Source organism: Qipengyuania flava (assembly GCF_019448255.1).
In the GTDB taxonomy this organism is placed as follows: Bacteria; Pseudomonadota; Alphaproteobacteria; order Sphingomonadales; family Sphingomonadaceae; genus Qipengyuania; species Qipengyuania flava_A.
In genome coordinates this window covers 2,548,944-2,566,827 of sequence record NZ_CP080410.1, presented here as the reverse complement: position 1 = coordinate 2,566,827, position 17,884 = coordinate 2,548,944, and the positions used below count along the sequence as shown (strand labels likewise).

Below are 17,884 nucleotides of genomic sequence, written 5' to 3'. Positions count from 1 at the left end.
GCACAGAGCAGGGCGGAAACGCCAGCGCCGCCGGGGAGAGGAAACGATGGCTAACGACGCACCCAGGAGCTGCATCATCGGGGCTGGCTGTTCCGGCTTCACCATGGCCAAGCGGCTGGCTGACCATGGGCTTCCCTACGATTGCTTCGAGATGTCCGACGACATCGGCGGGAACTGGTATTTCAAGAACCCGAACGGGGCCTCGTCCTGCTACCAGTCGCTCCATATCGACACCTCGAAATGGCGGCTGGCCTTCGAAGACTTCCCGGTCCCGCAGGACTGGCCCGACTTCCCGCACCATTCGCAGTTGCTGCAATACTTCCACGACTATGTGGACCATTTCGGCCTGCGCGAGACGATTACCTTCAACACCGCCGTGACCGATTGCGAGCGGATCGAGGGCGGGCGCTGGCGGGTCACGCTGTCGACCGGTGAGCAGCGCGAATATGACGCGCTGTGCGTGGCAAATGGCCATCACTGGGATGCGCGGATGCCGGAATATCCCGGCAGCTTCGATGGCTACCAGGTCCATTCGCACAACTACACCGACCCCTTCGAGCCGTTCGACTTCCGCGGCAAGAACGTGCTGGTTGTGGGCGCAGGCAATTCGGCGATGGATATCTCGTCCGAGCTTTCGCAGCGTCCGCTCGCGAAGAAGCTGATGATCTCGATGCGCCGGGGGATCTGGGTGATCCCCAAATATTCCGATGGCGTGCCGATGGACAAGGCGACGCTGCCCGCCTGGATGCCGGCCAAGCTGGGCCGCAAGCTTGCCCAGATGAAGATCAAGAAGCTGATGGGCAAACCGAGCGACTACGGCCTGCCCGAACCGGATCACGAACCGCTTGAAGCGCATCCGTCAGTCTCGAGCGAATTCCTGCTGCGCGTCGGTTCGGGCGATATCCAGCCCAAGGGCGCGATCGATCGGCTCGATGACGACGGGGTTCTCTTCACCGATGGCAGCCGCGAACCAGTCGACGCGATCGTCTGGGCGACCGGCTACAACGTGACGTTTCCCTTCTTCCAGCAGGACGCGCTGACGCCGAAGGAAAACGTCTTCCCGCTCTACAAGCGCATGGTGAAGCCGGGTTTCGAGAATCTCTTCTTCCTCGGCCTTGCCCAGCCGCTCCCCACACTCGTCAACTTTGCCGAACAGCAATCGAAGTTGGTCGCAGCGGCGCTGACGGGGCGGTACGAATTCCCAGACGAGGGCGAGATGGCGCAGGTGATTGAGGCGGATGAACGCGCCTACCTCGGCCACTTCTACGACAGCCCCCGGCACCGCATGCAGGTCGACTTCGACAGCTATGTGCACGACCTGCTGAGCGAGATCGAGAAGGGCGCCAAGCGGGCAAAGCAGCCCGCTTAGGCGCGCCCGCCTCCTAGCCGAACACCGCCACGCATTGCATCCCGTCGAGGACCTGCTTGCCGTCCGCGTTCCACAGCCGCAGCCGTTCGCTCGAATAGCCATGCGCCGCGTGCTGGCTCGCGTTTTCGCTGAGCCACCAGCCGTCCGTCGTCTCCGGCGCAGGTTCGAGCAGGTTGAACGACCAGTTGATTGAGCTGATCGGCCCCTGACGCTGCATGGCGCGCATGGCGCCGGGCGGAAGGACGTCGCCGAGCAGGATTAGCTCGCTGACCGGATCGAGGCCCTCCCGGTCGGTCAGGCGCGCCCAGCGGCGCACCACGGGATCGCCGGGGCCGCGCATGTCCTGCGCGCGCTTGATCTCGAAATTGTTCTGGATGAACGCCGGGCCTTTGCCGCTCATGGCAAGCTCGGCCTCGTTAGGCGAACCGGGCCAGTCAGCCACCGGCGCGGCATCGTGCACGGCGTTCGCCTCGCGTTCGGTCCCGAACAGCCAGAAGGCGGTCAGCGTGCATTTGCCCTCGCACCAGATCTCGCTGCGTACCTGGGCCACATTGCGACCCTGCCGGACGATCTCGCGGCGCAACTCCACTTCCGGACCGGTCGGGGCCACGAAGGCGACCTGGGCAGCCCGCAGCGGCGGCAAGTCGGGGAAAGCGCGCACCGCGGCGGTATAAGCGATCAGTGCCGAAGCGCCGCCATAAAGCGTGCGCCCCTGCATCCAGTTCTCAAGCCCGGAAAAGCGCGTTTCGCCGCCGGCAGCGGTGATCGGATCGAGGAGATTTGCAATGCTCATAAGGCCCGACATTGCCGCTATCGCGCCACGCGTCCAGACTGACGTTACGTAAGGCGCGATCTGGCGATTGCCTTTGTGGAAGAGAATCGCTAGTGCCCCGCTTCCCGTCCGAGAGGGCGGGCGAGGCCCGATGGCGGAGTGGTTACGCAGAGGACTGCAAATCCTTGCACGCCGGTTCGATTCCGGCTCGGGCCTCCACTTCTCTGACGCAAGAGAATGTGCCGCTTTAGCTCAGTTGGTAGAGCACATCATTCGTAATGATGGGGTCACGTGTTCGAGTCACGTAAGCGGCACCACCAGTCTCAGCAGTAGTATCGGCCACGCCGGCAAATCGTCACTCTGTTCGCGGATAGTCATGCCTGTCCGCACGCCGATCAGCCGGTGCAGCAGCCTTCTACCGTGTCACAACGTCCCGGCTCATCGGGGCAAGCTTTGCAAGGAAGCGGTTTTGCGCAGCGAACGGGACGCCGTGTTCGCGCATCGCCTGCTGGAGGTTCTCGACCAGACGCTATCGGCCCTCCACTCGCTTCGAAACCTCGGAGTCCGCATAGCGCTCGACGACTTCGGGACAGGTTATTCCAGCCTGAGCTACCTGCGTCAGTTCCCGTTCGACAAGATCAAGATCGACCAGAGCTTCGTGCGCGACCTGGCGCAGCAGGGTAACAACGCCCATGCTGTTATCCGCGCCATCACGACCCTCGCGGATGCGCTGAGCATGGAAACACTGGCGGAAGGCGTCGAGGACGAGCAGCAATGTCAGATCCTGCGCGAGGAGGGTTGCGGTTCCATCCAGGGGTACCTGCTGAGCCGCCCTGTCCGCGCAGATGTGGTCCGCGATATGCTGGAGCAAAGCGTGCGGCAGAAGCTGCTCAAGGCCATGTAAAGGCAAGGCTGCAAGAGGCCGTATTGGGCCAAACACGCTGCGCCACTGCCCACCCAGAGTCCGAAATTTACATGACATTTCCGCAAGGAAAGTGTTACGCACCCGTGTTTCGAGAACGAAGAGCCCCGAGTCCAAAGGGGTCGTCGGATCGCTGATAACTACAGCTAGCGCGCGTGAAAGCGCGATGTTGGGGGGCGATCTGGATGGGCTTTGGCCAGCTTTGCGACGCATATTCTCGTGGCGGTACCGCCGTTGTTAAACTGCGGACCTCCGCGCTCCTGCTTGCAGGCGCAGCGGCACTGTCCCTCCCTGCTAGCGCGCTTGCGCAAGCCGTGCCGAGCCGGGGCGACCTGACCCCGCCACAAGCGCGCGAAACGGTTCGCCCGGCGACGACGCTCACTATCGACGGCGGACTGGAGCGCGCGCCTTGTGCGCTCGATGCGCCCGATCTTGCCGATATCAAGGTAACGCTGCGCGGTGTCCGTTTTGTCGGCGCGGAAAAGGCACCCGATGTGGCGCTCGCCGGGGCTTATGAAAACTACCTTGGGCGCGAACTGCCGATCTCGGTTCTGTGCGACGTGCGCGCATCGGCCAACCAGCGCCTGCAGGATGCCGGCTATCTTGCGACGGTCGAAATCCCGGCCCAGCGGCTTGCCAATGGCGATGCGGAACTCAGGATCGTGTTCGGGCGCGTCACGGCGCTGCGGGTTCGCGGGGAGGCAGGGCCTTCGGAAGCGCTGGTAGCCAGCTACCTCGAACCGATTACCCAGGACGAGGTCTTCAACACGCGGCGCGCGGAACGCTATCTCCTTCTGGCCGACGACCTTCCCGGCGTCGACGTGCGCCTTTCGCTAAGGCCGGCGATCGATGGGGCACCAGGCGAGCTGGTCGGCGACATCGCTGTCGTGCGCCGGCGCGGCGCGATCGATTTTAACGTACAGAATTTCGGCGCGAAGTCGCTCGGACGGTTCGGCGGCTTGCTGCGCGGGGAAGTCTACGACCTCACGGGTTTGGGCGACCGGACGAGCATCGCTCTCTTCTCGACGGTCGATTTTCACGAACAGCAGACGGTCCAGATCGGGCATGATTTCGCGGTCGGCGATCAGGGTGCGCGTATTTTCGGGCAGTTCACCTACAGCTGGACCGATCCCGACCTCAATCTGCCGCGTCTCGACGTGGAATCGGAAACGCTCTTTGCGACGCTTGGCGCATCCTATCCGCTGCTTCGCACGCGTAGCGAGTCGCATGTGGTCAGTACCGGCTTCGACTATGTCGACCAGGACCTTGAGGCGAACGGCGTCCGGCTGACCCGCGACCGGGTCCGGACGGTTTTCCTGCGGCTGGATTCGCAATACGCCGATCCGGACAGCATCGCCGGCGCCGGGGGCTATACCGCGTTCGAGCCGAAGATCGGTGCAAGCAGCTCGATCGAGATCCGCCAGGGGCTGGATGTCTTCGACGCCAGCCCCGATTGCCGGCCCGTCCAGCGCGCCTGCATCCGGGCGGGGGTCGCCCCCAACCGGATCGAGGCGGACCCGACCCCGCTGCTCGTGCGGATGGAGGGACAGGCGGACTATCGACCGATCCCCAATTTGCGGTTCTCGCTCGGTGCCAGCGCCCAGTTCACGAGCGATCCGTTGCCCGCGTTCGAGGAATTCTCGGCTGGCAACTACACCATCGGCCGGGGTTACGATCCCGGCAGCGTGCTGGGCGACAGTGGCTACGCGCTGTCCTTCGAAGTGGGCTTCGGCTCGCTTGCCCCCGATGGACCGGACAAGGTCGCCTGGGAGGGCTACCTCTTCACCGACATGGCCTGGGCCTGGAACGAGGATCCGAGCCGCTCGCCGCTCAACCCCGATCGCTTGTGGTCGGCCGGTGCCGGGGTGCGCTTTGCCTACGGCAGCGCGGTGCAGGGCGACATCGCCGTCGCCGTCCCGCTCGAGAAGCCGGACCTCGCCGTCGACCGCGGAGACGTGCGTTTCCTCGTCTCGCTCACCACTCGCCTTTTCCCCTGGAGGTTCTGACATGACCCGCTCGCACACGCGCCGCACGCCCCTGCTGCTTGGCGGAGCCGGTCTGGCGCTCGCCGCGGCGCTGGCCGCTCCGGTGGAAACCCAGGCCCAGGCCTTCAACGGCAATCCCTTTTTCGTGCGCGGAGGCGGGACCGTCGACCGTTCGGTCGCCGATCTCGACACGATCACGATCACGACCGCTACCGCCGTCATCGACTGGACGATGTTCGAGGACGGGTTCGGAAACGCGCTCACCTTCCTGCCCAACGGCCGGACCGCCATTTTCCAGGATGGTCCAGGACAGGGCGGCTTCGCGGTCCTCAACCGGATCTTGCCTTCGACCAATGGCAATGTCGTGGTGTTCGATGGCACCGTCATCTCGCGCCTGCAGGACGCGAGCGGCGGCTTTTCGAGCGGCGGAACGGTGGCGTTCTATTCGCCCTCGGGCATTCTGGTAGGCAGCAACGCGGTCTTCGATGTCGGCCAGCTACTCCTGACCACGCTGGATCCCAATCTCGACAGCTTCGAGAGTTACGCTTTCGGCGGTACGCTCGAACTGACGGGCACGCCCGGCACGACGGCTGGCGTAACCATCCGGCCCGGCGCCCAGATCATCGGTACGGGCGAGAACAGCTATTTCGCCGTCGCCGCCCCGCAAATCCTCATGCAGGGCGACGCCTACATAAACGGCTCCACCGCCTATGCGGCCGGCGAGCGGGTCAACCTGAGCTACGACAACGGGCTCTTCAACATCCAGATCCCTGTCGGCACCTCGGTTGCGACGCCGGTAAACCACACCGGTTCGACGGGCGGCCCGTCGAGCACGGGCACGGGCGACAACCATGTGATCTACGTGGTTGCCCGCGCGATCAATGACCCGGTTTCCATGCTGCTGAGCGGCAATCTCGGCTTCGACACGGCAGTGACGGCGGGGGTCGTAAACGGAGAGATCATTCTCTCGGCCGGCTACGATGTAAGCGGCACCTTCGTGTCTTCGAGCCTGGTGGACGAGAACGCGGTCGAGGAATCGATCTCGATCATCGGCAACACCAACCTGACGTCGAATGTGACCGCCTCGGCGACGGGCCGTTTCTCGACCAACAGCTTCAATGGGCCGATCAACTTTGCTGGCGACCTCACGGTGCGGGCGTCGCGCGAGATCGCGCTCATCGCCCAGAGCGCGCATGACCTGAGCGTTGGCGGCATCGCCACTCTTAACTCGCGTGGTACGATTGCGGCCAACGGTGACGTCACCGGCGGTGTCGTCACCCTGTCAGCGCGCGACGGAGCGCTCCTGTCGATTGCAGGAGACTTGCTGGCCGACGCCACACCCGACCAGCGCGATGGCGCGGCTTTCGGCGGCGATATCAGCCTGCTCGCCGACAACGGGACCTTGAGTATTGGCGGTTTCACCCGCCTGAGCGCACAGGCAAACAACCATTTCCCGTCAGGCGAGCTTGGCGACGGGCTTGGCGGGAACATCCTGCTGCGTTCGCAGAACAGCGGCGCCATCGACATTGGCGGCTACCTGATCGCTGACGCCAGCGCCTTCGGCAACGGGCTTGCTGGACGCCGGGCGCAAGGTGGCACGGTCCGGCTCCTGACCCGTACCGGCGGATCGATCGGGGTCACCGGCTTTGCCAATCTGTTTGCTCAGGCAAGAGGGGGAACTGCCGACGGCAGCGAGGGGGTTTTCGACGGCGGCGCCGGGATCGGCGGCCTGGTCGAGGTCTTCGCAAACACCGGCACGATCGATTTCGGCAGCGACCTGCTGTTGAGCGCCCAGGGCACCGGCGGCATTGGTGCGAACGGTCCGGGGGATTTCGGGGGTCTTGGCCAGGGCGGCCAGGTGTTCCTGCGGTCGATCGATGGCGAGATCAACGCCTTCGGTGGGACCACGTCTCTGCGCGCCAGTGGTTTCGGGCGAGAGGGCGGATCGGGCGGCGACGGCGTTGGCGGCCTTGCGCAAATCCTGGCTCGCGGCACTGGCACGATCGATCTTGCTGACGTCTCGATGGACTCAGATGGTGTCGGCGGCCTGGGGCTCGCGCTCGATGGCGTGGGCGGTTTTGGGCTTGGCGGCGAAGCGCTCATCATGACGCAGGACCTGGGCGATATCATTCTCGCTGGAAACGCATTCGTGAGCGCAGGCGCGACCGGTGGTGACGGTGCATCGGGCGGCAATGCCACTGGCGGCATCGCGGGCATCTACGCGCAATTTGGCTCCATCGTGATCGACGGCAGCGCAAATGTCTCGAGCTTTGCCCGCGGCGGCGCGGCCTCGGTCGGGTTTGGCGGCACGGGCGGCAACGCTCTTGGTGGCACCTCTTACATCCAAGCCGATGGTTCGCAGGATGCCGCGGCCATCATCACCATCGCAGGCGATGCGAGCGTGAACGCGAGTAGCGTCGGTGGACGCGGCGGCGACGGCGATGGCTCGACCATCACGGCTGGACGCGGCGGCGACGGAACGGGCGGCACCTACCAGGGCACTCCCGGCTCGGGAGGCGCTTTCCTGCTGGCCGGCCGTGACAATGGCACGCTTTCGATTGGCGGTTTCGCGTCGGCCTTCTCCTACGGCCAGGGAGGTGCGGGCGGCATCGGCGGCCTCGGCCAGACCGGCGGCGACGGTGGCACAGGCATCGGAGGCAGCGCGCAGGCAGGGACCTTCAGCGGCCTTGGCGATGGCTCGCTCGGCAATGGCCAGGCGCTGTTCCAGAGCCTTGGGGTGAGCGCGAACGGCCTTGGCGGCAGCGGCGGAGACGGCGATGCCGGGCTTGGCAACGGCGGGTTCGGCCAGGGCGGATTTGCCGCGGTGATCGCCCGCGATTCGCTGGTCGATGCGGTATCGATCTCGATGAATGCGAATGGCCTCGGCGGCTTCGGGGCAACCGGCGGCGATGCCCTGGGCGGCGAGTCGCGTCTGCAGGTCCTGTCGGGAACCCTCAATGCCGACGGCATTCAGGGGTTCGCGCAAGGGACTGGAGGAAGCGCCACCAGCGGCAACGGCGGTGCAGGCACGGGTGGGACGACGCGCATCGACGTCGATTCCGATCTCTCCGTCGCGGGATCGATCAGCCTCTACGCATCTGGCCGCGGCGGCTTTTCTGACAGCGGAGCCGGTGGTGCCGGACAGGGCGGCATCACGCGCCTCACCGCGCGATCGGGTTCGAACGTGCAGGTTGACAGCTTCGCCTTCCTCCAGAGCGATGGTGCGGGCGGGCAAGGCGCGACCGGAGGCGAAGGTCGGGGCGGATCTGCGCTTGCCGACATCATTGAGGGATCGAGCGCCAACTTTGGAGGCCTCAACCTCAACACGAGCGGCCGAGGTGGATTCGGCAGCGTTGTCGGAGGCCTTGGCGTCGGCGGGGATTCGCGCCTGCTTGTTCGCGACGCGAACCTCTCGGTCACCGGAAACACGATCATCACGAGCAGCGGCAATGGCGGTGACAGTTTCGACCAGGGCGATGGTGGGACCGGATACGGCGGGCGAGCTCAGGTCGTGGTTGATGGTGCGGATGCATCGATAGGCGGACAGCTGTTTGTTTCCGCATCCGGCAGCGGTGGGTTCACCAATTCTGCTTTCGGAGGCGATGGGGGCGACGGCTTTGGCGGGCGCTCGGTCGTTAGCGTGAACGGGAATGGCGACCGCCTGGGGACCTTGTTTGTCGGCGATACTCTTTCCGTGTCGAGCTTTGGCCAAGGTGGCCAGGGCGGGGATGGCGATGGGAATGGCATTGCGGCCGGCAACGGTGGGTCAGGGTCCGGTGGCCGCGGCGATCTTGCCAGCCTGATAGAGCCAAGTTTGGGGACCGGAGCGTTCCTGACCGTCAATGCGGATTATGGACAGGTGACCGTGTCCGGCTCCGCCTCGGTTAACAGCCAAGGCTTCGGTGGCCGCGGTGGTGATGCGCCGAATGGTTTTGCAGGCGGGAACGGCGGGGATGGTTTCGGCGGCGATGCTATCGTCGGTCTCACCAATCCGTCCGCTGGTGGCCCCCTTCTGGGAACATTGAGCTTTGGCTCCCTCAACGTTGGCGCCAGGGGCTCGGGCGGTTTCGGCGGAGTGGGTGACGACGGGCGCTATACCGGTGACGGAGGTGACGGTGTTGGCGGCTACGCCTTGGTGACCAGCCGAGGAGGATCGCTCTCGTCAGACACTGTCGGAGTGAACAGCAACGGCAGTGGCGGTTTCGGCAGCACCGGCGGCATGGGGATGGGCGGCCAGGCCGGCATGGCCACGAGTGTTGGTGGCACGATCGATGTCGGCAATTACCAGGCACAGGCTTGGGGCGTCGGCGGGCAAGGTCAGGACGGCCGCGGTGGCGATGGCACTGGCGGGATAGCCTTCCTCGGATTCCAAGATGGCACGACGACCATTACAGGCTTCGCGAGAGTCCAGGCCATCGGCGTCGGAGGTTCCTCATTCGAGGGTGACGGCGGCGACGGGACGGGCGGAACCGCCAATATCTCGATCTTTACCGGCCAGCCCGGCATCGGAAGCGTCGCCGGCGAAGCAAGCATCAGCGCCAATGGCTTCGCGGGCGCGGCCCAGTCAGCTACTGGCACTAGCGGCGTCGGTACCGGTGGGCTCGCTTATGCGCGGGCGCAGGCCGGCGGGCAGATGAGCTTCGGCGAGTTGAGGATCACAGCGGGCGGCATTACTGCCCTGGCTCCGGACGGCACGCAGGCTGGAACTGGCGTGGGCGGGCTCGCCCAGGTCTTCTCGCAGACGGGCGGCCAGATCTCGGCAGACTTCCTCGAGATGAACGCGGAAGGCGGCAATACGGCCGGTGTCTTCGAAATCCTCGCTACGGGCGGCAACATGGAGTTTGGGCAGATAGCGGCGCGAGCGCCGGGCGCCGTATCGGGCGGCACCTCGCGCGTTCAGGGCAATGGCAGCAGCATCTTCATCTCCAGCTTTGCGGACTTCGAAACCGTCGGTGACATCACCTTCAACACGGGCAACGGCGGGCTGATCGGCGGGCCGAGCGTGACCGACCCGACCGCCAGGTTCTTCATCGACTCGATGGGCACGGTCACCTTCACCGGCGACAACAACGACGCCATTACCTTCGGCGGGCAGGAGCTTTTCATCCGCGCACGCGAGGTGGACATTCGTGCAGGGGCCCGGATCGGGGCGGAATTCCTCGCCTTCAACGTCGTCGGGAACGACAATGTGACGGTGATCGGCGGCTTCGACGATACGCCGGGGTTCACCCTGACGTTGAACGAACTTGGCCGGATCGAAGCGGGCAACGCGCTCTTCGCGTCGTCCTTCGATGGCCTCGCCTCCGATGACATCTTGGTGCGCGACACCTTCGTATCGGGCTCGCTCGACGATGGTGTATCCAGCCTGGTCATGCTGGGCGGCGGCACCGTGCGGGTCGAAGGGAACCTGGTGTTCCAGAACGCGGCACCGACCGACACTTTCATCATATCCGCACCGCGGCTCGAGGTGGTAACGCCGGGCGGCATTTTCATGCTCGATCCACAAGGTACGCCGAGCGGGATATTCAATTTCCTTGGCAACGATTTCTGGATGGCCGATGCGGCCACAATCGACCAGCTCCGCAGCGACGTTGCGTTCGACGGACGCAACGATCTGCTCGCAAGCGTGGCAGCGGGCAGCGACAGCCCGATCGGCTACCTTGCAGCGGGGGATGTGTTGCTCGCGGTCGGCAACAGCCTGCTCGTGCGCAACACCGGTACGGCTTCCGAACCGGGAGGCATCACGGTCACCGGACAGCTCACGATCGGTGGCGGCTTCGACCTGTTCGGCACGGACACTGCGGGCACCGGTGATCCTGTTCCGATCGACGTCGTGGCTTTCGGCCGCCGCCTCAACGAGGACGGGACCTTCACGGTTGGCGAGGAGTTCTTCGCCACGGTCAACTTCACCAACCAGGACGATGGGGAGGGGACCCCGCTCACCGAATACGCCGAGGGCTCGCAGCTCAACAACTGCGATATCAACACGCTCGAATGCATCGAAATCGACACCGGTGGCGGAGGCGGCGGAGGCGGCGGAGATGATGGCGATGATGGGGACGACGGCGAAGAAGAGGAGAGGAAAGAGATCCTCGAAGAGGTCGAAGAAGAGGCACCTCAGGCCGCAGCCGTGACCACAGAGCCCGTCGCTTCGGCACCGGTCGAGCAGGCCGAGCAGGACACCAATGTGGAATTCGGCGCGGACTTCCCGGGCCTGCTCAACGCCTCGCTCATGACCGAGGAAAGCAGCATCGATGATCCGGTCGCGAGCGGCGGCGACATCGCGCTTTACGGTTCAAGCGAAGATGATGCCGATGGCGAGGAGGATGGCGATGAGCAGTAAGATCCTGACCTCTCTGGCAGCGTTCGGCGCGGCGGCAGCTGTCACGCTGGCGCCAAGCCAGTCCCTTGTCGCGCAGCCCTCGGGCGAGCGGCCGATCAGCTACAGCGACAGCTTCCCGATTGGCGGCAACGGCCTGTGCGAAGCGCAGATCATGCCGCCCAAGGCCGGGACCGGCCTGTTCGATCGCGGCTATTCGATCGTCTGCCGCGATGCGGCTGCGCCGGTCGGGACCTTGTGGGTTCTGCGCGGTGCTTCGGATAGCGATTTGCCCGCGCGCTTCCTGCCGGCAGCTCAGTGCCAGGCCGGTGAAGGCTCGGTTGCCCCGCAGGCGCTGAGCGATGGGACCAGCCTCGCGTGCTCCGACACGGAAACCGGCACGCGCCGCGTGCTGGTGGGCGGGACGGTTTCCGGCCGGCTCTACGCAGGGGAGGCGATCGAGGCCTATTCGGACGCGGTGCGGCTGGGCCTTGCCTCGCTGGTCGCGGATTCCCCGGTTGCCGGCGATGTCGAAATACCCCTGACCGAAACGGGCGATGCCGCCGCCTTTGCCCGCGCCCAGGCCCGTGCGCTGTCGGCCGACGCCGTCATCGCTGAAGCCTATCGCCGCAGCAACAGCGGGGCCTTTGCCGAAGCCGCCGAGTTCTTTGCGGAAACGGCTGCGAGCGCGGAAGGAAGCAACGCCACCGAAGCCCTGCTCAATGCAGCTCTGCTGCAGTCGAACCTTGGCAATTACGCTGAAGCCGAAAGGGGGTTTGCGACTGTACGCTCGCAAGTGGCCGGCGACGCCGTCCTGTCGCGGATGCTGCGCAATTACGAGGCGCTGGACGCTCTCAACCTTGGCGCACCGCAGGTCGCGCTCGACCGCCTGAACCAGCCTTTGCCGCCAAGCGCAAATTCGCGCAGCGCGCTCGAAGGCCTCGAAATCAGCGATGCGCTGGCCGCGCGCCTCTCGGCCGAGCAGCCGAGCGCGCTCGACACGATCGGCGGGCTCACGCCGCTGGAGCGGGCGGACCTGCTCGACGGGCAGACGTCCTACCTCAAGGCGACCGCGCTGCGCCTGCTTGGTCGCGACGCAGAGGCTCGCACGCAGCTTGCCGAGGCGGACCGGGTCCTTGCCAGCGTCCGCAACGGCACCGTCCGCTCGATCCTGTGGCTTCGCGCGCAAGTCTTGAGCGAGCTGGCTGACCTTGCCGAACGCCGCGGCGACATGGCGGCGGCGGAAGGGTATCACAACGAAGCCGTCACGCTGTTGGGAGCAAACTACCCGGGATCACCGGCGCTGCTCAGCAGCCGGGCGCAGCTTGCAGGCTTCCTTGCCCGCACCGACCGCCGTGACGCTGCGCTGGAAACCTACCGCTCGCTGGTCGACGAGGCCGGAGACAAGCCGGCGCCGGCGCTGCGGCGTTTGCTCGTCCCCTACTTCAACTTGCTGACGGAGAGCGGTGCGGCAGCAGATGGTGCGGCAGGCGACCTGTTTCTTGCCAGCCAGCTTTTGCAACGCCCCGGCCTTGCGCAGACGCAAGCCGTTCTCGCCCGCGAGTTGTCGGGGGGCAGCGACGAAGCCTCTCAGCTCTTCCGCAAGGCCGTCAATGTCGGCCGTTCGGTGGAGCGGATGCGAAACCAGGTGTCATTGCTCGAAGGGGAAGCTGCGGCCAATCCGCTGATCGCCGAACAGCTGGCGGCCAAGCGTGACGCGCTGGCCAAACTGGAAGCGCAGCAGCTGACCATCCAGAACCAGCTTGGCGAATACCCGCGTTTCCGCGCGGTCTCGGATAGCCGCGTGGCTCTGTCGGCCCTGCAGGAAACGCTTGAGCCCGGCGAAGGCTACCTCAAGCTCGTCGCGCTCGACGGGGCGACCTACGCTGTCTTCGCAACGCGCGAGACGGCCCGCGCCTACCGCACGGGTATCGACCCCGACACGCTGGAAGCGGAAGTCGCCGCTCTGCGCGCCACGATCGCCTATGTCGAAAATGGCCAGACGCTGACCTTCCCCTTCGATATCGAGAGATCGCGCGCGCTTTACCTGGCGCTGTTCGAGCCGGTCGATGCAGAGCTCAAGGCCCTGCGTCACCTGGTGTTTGAGCCGGACGGGGCCATGCTCAAGCTGCCGGCCAACCTGCTCGTCGCCGACGAGGAAAGCGTCGAGCGTTATGCCGAAAGGCTTGCCAGCGGCGGTGACGAATATGATTTCACCGGAACGAACTGGCTGGGCCGCAATGTGCAGATCACAACCACCGTGTCGCCCTCGGCATTCCGGGAAGTCCGGCGCGCACCGGGGTCTTCGGCTACGCAGGAGTATATCGGTTTCGGCAACAACACGCCTTTGGGCGAGGACCGGGGCACATTGGGCACCCGGTCCGCGCTATCTGGGGGCAGCGATTGTCTGTGGGCGCCTGCTGTCTGGGATTACCCGATCGCGCCGGACGAACTCTACACGGCTGCGCGCAGCTTGGGGGCGGCCGCCAGTGATGACCGCATCCTGACGGGCGACACCTTCACCGACACCGCCGTGCTGGGCATGGAGGATCTGGACGATTACCGCATCCTACACTTCGCAACCCACGGGCTCGTTACGGCACCTCAGCCCGAATGTCCGCCGCGCCCGGCGCTGCTGACTTCCTTCGGCGGCGACCAGTCGGATGGCCTCTTGTCCTTTGCGGAGATCTTCGATCTCAAGCTCGATGCCGACCTGGTCATCCTGTCGGCCTGCGACACAGCGGGTGCGGCAACGCGTGGCGCCTCGCGCGAGGCGGGGGTCAGTGGCGGCGGCTTTGCCCTCGATGGCCTGGTACGCGCCTTCGTCGGCGCCGGGGGCAGGACGGTCATCGCCAGCCACTGGCCGGTTCCCGATGATTTCAACGCCACCAATCGCCTGATCGACGGCTTCTTTGCGGCAGGGCAGGGCACCGATCTTGGCGAAGCCATGCGCGCTTCGCAGATAGCGCTGATGGACGATGCGGATACGTCGCACCCGTTCTATTGGGCGGCCTTTGCAATCGTGGGCGACGGCGCTGCCGAACTGCGCAAGTAACCGGGTAATCGCGGAGTCATTGAAGATTCATCGATTTCGGAGTATTAAGCGCCGTATGAGCAAAACCGACCCTAATGTAGCCTGGCGCCGGACTGGCGCTTGCCTGGCTGCCGCAGCCTTTGCGGTCAGCACGGTCGGTATCGGCGCTGCCCAGACCGGCCCTGCACCGATTCCTTCGGACACACCCGATGCGCTGGAAATTCCCGAGCTTTGGGATTGCAGCCGGATCGAGCCGGAATACCGCGATTGGCTTGACGCCGGGAACACGCCCGATAGCTGGAAATACGTCGGCAAGATCTACCGCGATGTCGAAGACGGCGACCTGTACAATTGGCAGGACTGGCTTGATTGGGCTGATGACGCCGGCTGCCTTCCGGGCGGCCTTACAAACACCACTCCCGGCGTGCCGGCCCCGGGGCTGATCGTCGCAGGCGTGGTAACCGCGCTGGGCGTGGGTGTCGTCGCGGGGAGCGGCGGATCCGGCAACAAGAGCCCGGGCTAACGAGCAGCCTTGCTCACCGAATGAAAAAGGGGCGGCCCGTGAGCCGCCCCTTTTCGTTTGCGCTTACTTCAGCGGCAGGATCTTCGAGATGATGTAATCCGCCGCTTCTTCCGGCGTCATCTCGACCGTGTTGACCCGGATCTCCGGATCCTCCGGCGCTTCATAGGGGCTGTCGATCCCGGTGAAGTTCTTCAGTTCACCCGAACGGGCCTTCTTGTAGAGGCCCTTCACATCGCGCTCCTCCGCCACTTCCAGCGGGGTGTCGACATGGATTTCGATGAACTCGCCGCCATCGATCATGTCGCGCACCAGCTTCCGGTCGGCCCGGAAGGGCGAGATGAAGGCGGTGAGGACGATGAGGCCCGCATCGGTCATCAGCTTGGCGACTTCGCCCACGCGGCGGATGTTCTCGATCCGGTCGCTTTCGGTAAAGCCGAGGTCCTTGTTGAGACCGTGGCGCACGTTGTCGCCATCGAGCAGGAAGGTGTGGCGGTTCATGATCGCCAGCTTCTTCTCCACCTCGTTGGCGATGGTCGACTTGCCTGAACCCGACAGGCCGGTGAACCACAGCACGCGCGGCGTCTGGTTCTTCATCTGCGCGTGGTGTTCACGCGTGATGTCGGTCGGCTGCCAGTGGACGTTCTGCGAGCGGCGCAGGCTGAAGTGCAGCATGCCTGCACCCACCGTGTGGTTGGTGATCTTGTCGATCAGGATGAAACCGCCGAGCGCGCGGTTTTCCGCGTAGGGATCGAACACGATGCGCTTGTCGGTGGTGATCTCGCACACGCCGATCTGGTTGAGATGCAGTGTCGAGGAAGCGAGGTGCTCCATCGTGTTGACGTCGATCTCGTACTTCGGCTCGGCGACGGTCACGCTGACCATCTGGGTGCCGAGCTTGAGCCAGTAGGCACGGCCCACGACCAGCGGTTCGTCGTCCATCCATACGATGGTGCTTTCGAACTGGTCGGCGACTTCGGGCGGACTGTCGGCTGTCGCCAGCACGTCGCCGCGCGAGCAGTCGATCTCGTCTTCGAGCGTGATGGTGACCGACTGGCCGGCCACGGCATCATCGAGCTCGCCATCCATGGTGACGATCGACTTTACCTTGCTGGTCTTGCCCGAGGGAAGCGAACGCAGTTCGTCGCCTGGCTTGACGGTGCCGGTTGCGATCTGGCCGGAGAAGCCGCGGAAGTCGAGGTTGGGGCGGTTCACCCACTGCACCGGCATGCGGAACGGCTTTGCCTGGCTGGCCGTGTTGTTCACTTCCATCGTTTCAAGATGGTCGATCAGGACGGGGCCGTCATACCAGCCGGTGTTGTCCGAACGGGTGGTGATGTTGTCGCCAGCAAGGCCCGACATCGGGATCGCCGTGAAGCTTTCGATACCGATGCTTTCGGCGAATTCCTTGTAGTCGGCGACGATCGCGTCGTACTTTTCCTGGTCGTAGCCGATCAGGTCCATCTTGTTCACCGCCAGCACCAGGTTCTTGATGCCGAGCTGGTGGCACAGGAAGCTGTGGCGGCGGGTCTGGACGAGCACGCCCTTACGCGCGTCGATCAGGATGACGGCGCAATCGGCGGTCGATGCGCCGGTCACCATGTTGCGCGTGTACTGCTCGTGACCCGGGCAGTCGGCAACGATGAACTTGCGCTTCTCGGTCGCGAAAAAGCGGTAGGCGACGTCGATCGTGATGCCCTGTTCGCGCTCGGCGGCGAGGCCGTCGACGAGCAGGGCGAAGTCGATCTCCTGCCCCTGCGTGCCGACCTTCTTGCTGTCGTTTTCGAGCGCGGCCAGCTGGTCTTCGAAGATCATCTTCGAATCGTAGAGCAGGCGGCCGATCAGGGTCGATTTGCCGTCATCCACGCTGCCGCAGGTGATGAAACGCAGCATCGACTTGTTCTGGTGCTGGTCGAGATAGGCCTCGATGTCCTCGGCAATGAGGGCGTCGGTCTTGTAGACGGGGTCGGTCATCAGAAATAGCCCTCCTGCTTCTTCTTCTCCATCGACGCGTCACCCGCGTCCTTGTCGATCACGCGGCCCTGGCGCTCGCTGGTGGTGGTGAGGAGCATTTCCTGCACCACTTCCTGCAGCGTGGCAGCTTCGCTTTCGACAGCGCCGGTCAGCGGGAAGCAGCCCAGCGTGCGGAAGCGGATCGAGCGTTCGGTGATTTCCGGGCGGTAGCCCATGACCTTCTCGAGACGGTCGAGATCGTCGGCCATGAACAGGCCGCCCTCGTGCTCGAACGTCGGGCGCTTGGCGCTGAAGTAGAGCGGCACGATCTCGATGTTCTCCGCCATGATGTACTGCCAGATGTCGAGCTCGGTCCAGTTGGACAGCGGGAACACGCGAATGCTCTCGCCCTTCTTCTTGCGCGAATTGTAGAGGTTCCACAGCTCGGGGCGCTGGTTCTTCGGGTCCCAGCCGTGGCTGGCGGTGCGGAAGGAGAAGATGCGCTCCTTGGCGCGGCTCTTCTCCTCGTCGCGGCGGGCGCCGCCGAAGGCCGCGTCGAAGCCGTACTTGTCGAGCGCCTGCTTGAGCCCTTCGGTCTTCCACATGTCGGTGTGGAGCGGGCCGTGGTCGAACGGGTTGATGCCGCGTTCCTTGGCCTCCGGGTTCTGGTGGACGATCAGCTCCATGCCAGCTTCTTCCGCGCTTTTCTCGCGCAGGGCGTACATGTCCTGGAACTTCCAGGTCGTGTCGACATGCATCAGCGGGAAGGGCGGCGGCGAGGGGTAAAACGCCTTCTTGGCGAGGTGCAGCATGACGGCGCTGTCCTTGCCGATCGAATAGAGCATTACCGGCTTTTCCGCTTCGGCAGCCACTTCACGCATGATGTGGATGCTTTCGGCTTCGAGCCGCTGGAGGTGGGTCAGTGTCTTCGCGTCGATCATGTATAGGCTCCGCAAGTCTCGCAGCGGGCAATACCGCAGCGCAGCATGAATGGACCTCCCATATGGGAG

At 64.8% G+C, this 17,884-nt stretch carries 9 protein-coding genes and 2 tRNA genes; 8 read left to right on the top strand and 3 right to left on the bottom strand.

Translation table 11 applies throughout. The features are described from left to right. The first annotated feature begins 46 nt into the window (after positions 1–46). Positions 47–1,369 (top strand): flavin-containing monooxygenase, encoded by a 1,323-nt coding sequence (locus KUV82_RS12700; protein WP_219954616.1) that lies wholly within the window; start codon positions 47–49, stop codon positions 1,367–1,369. Between the two features lie 13 nt (positions 1,370–1,382). On the opposite strand, the gene KUV82_RS12695 is transcribed toward KUV82_RS12700, so the two are convergent. Further along, on the bottom strand, positions 1,383–2,162 hold the full coding sequence (locus KUV82_RS12695) for an acyl-CoA thioesterase (protein ID WP_219954615.1): 780 nt from the start codon (positions 2,160–2,162) through the stop codon (positions 1,383–1,385). Positions 2,163–2,286: 124 nt separating this feature from the next. Between KUV82_RS12695 and KUV82_RS12690 the strand changes: the two genes are divergently transcribed. From KUV82_RS12690 to KUV82_RS12660, 7 genes are all read left to right on the top strand, one after another. Beyond that, positions 2,287–2,360 (top strand) — tRNA-Cys (locus KUV82_RS12690). Between the two features lie 22 nt (positions 2,361–2,382). Then, positions 2,383–2,458: transfer RNA gene (locus tag KUV82_RS12685), tRNA-Thr, on the top strand. A gap of 152 nt (positions 2,459–2,610) precedes the next feature. Continuing rightward, complete coding sequence (locus tag KUV82_RS12680) at positions 2,611–3,045, top strand: EAL domain-containing protein (RefSeq protein WP_309148079.1); 435 nt, start codon at positions 2,611–2,613, stop codon at positions 3,043–3,045. A gap of 332 nt (positions 3,046–3,377) precedes the next feature. Then, positions 3,378–5,069 carry a ShlB/FhaC/HecB family hemolysin secretion/activation protein gene (locus KUV82_RS12675; RefSeq protein ID WP_258319757.1) on the top strand — a complete coding sequence of 564 codons (1,692 nt, stop codon included), beginning with the start codon at positions 3,378–3,380 and terminating at the stop codon, positions 5,067–5,069. 1 nt (position 5,070) lies between these two features. After that, positions 5,071–11,391: a beta strand repeat-containing protein gene (locus KUV82_RS12670; RefSeq protein WP_219954612.1), complete on the top strand. Its 6,321-nt coding sequence runs from the start codon at positions 5,071–5,073 to the stop codon at positions 11,389–11,391. Beyond that, complete coding sequence (locus tag KUV82_RS12665) at positions 11,381–14,422, top strand: CHAT domain-containing protein (protein WP_219954611.1); 3,042 nt, start codon at positions 11,381–11,383, stop codon at positions 14,420–14,422. The genes KUV82_RS12670 and KUV82_RS12665 overlap by 11 nt, the downstream gene beginning before the upstream one ends. Positions 14,423–14,477: 55 nt before the next feature. Next, a complete protein-coding gene (locus tag KUV82_RS12660) occupies positions 14,478–14,924 on the top strand; it encodes a hypothetical protein (RefSeq protein ID WP_219954610.1) in 447 nt (148 codons plus the stop codon). A 63-nt stretch (positions 14,925–14,987) separates the two neighbouring features. Here KUV82_RS12660 and cysN read toward each other — a convergent pair whose 3' ends face one another. Beyond that, a complete protein-coding gene (cysN, locus tag KUV82_RS12655; protein ID WP_219954609.1) occupies positions 14,988–16,895 on the bottom strand; it encodes a sulfate adenylyltransferase subunit CysN in 1,908 nt (635 codons plus the stop codon). Then, positions 16,895–17,815, bottom strand: a complete 921-nt coding sequence (gene cysD, locus KUV82_RS12650; RefSeq protein ID WP_219954608.1) for a sulfate adenylyltransferase subunit CysD — start codon at positions 17,813–17,815, stop codon at positions 16,895–16,897. The genes cysN and cysD overlap by 1 nt, the downstream gene beginning before the upstream one ends. Between the last annotated feature and the right edge of the window lie 69 nt (positions 17,816–17,884).

Excerpts from the sequence above, each read along its gene's own strand:
- KUV82_RS12700 (WP_219954616.1), top strand. The coding sequence starts at position 47 with ATGGCTAACGACGCACCCAGGAGCTGCATCATCGGGGCTGGCTGTTCC.
- KUV82_RS12695 (WP_219954615.1), bottom strand. The coding sequence starts at position 2,162 with ATGAGCATTGCAAATCTCCTCGATCCGATCACCGCTGCCGGCGGCGAA.
- KUV82_RS12670 (WP_219954612.1), top strand. The coding sequence starts at position 5,071 with ATGACCCGCTCGCACACGCGCCGCACGCCCCTGCTGCTTGGCGGAGCC.
- KUV82_RS12665 (WP_219954611.1), top strand. The coding sequence starts at position 11,381 with ATGAGCAGTAAGATCCTGACCTCTCTGGCAGCGTTCGGCGCGGCGGCA.
- KUV82_RS12660 (WP_219954610.1), top strand. The coding sequence starts at position 14,478 with ATGAGCAAAACCGACCCTAATGTAGCCTGGCGCCGGACTGGCGCTTGC.
- cysN (WP_219954609.1), bottom strand. The coding sequence starts at position 16,895 with ATGACCGACCCCGTCTACAAGACCGACGCCCTCATTGCCGAGGACATC.
- cysD (WP_219954608.1), bottom strand. The coding sequence starts at position 17,815 with ATGATCGACGCGAAGACACTGACCCACCTCCAGCGGCTCGAAGCCGAA.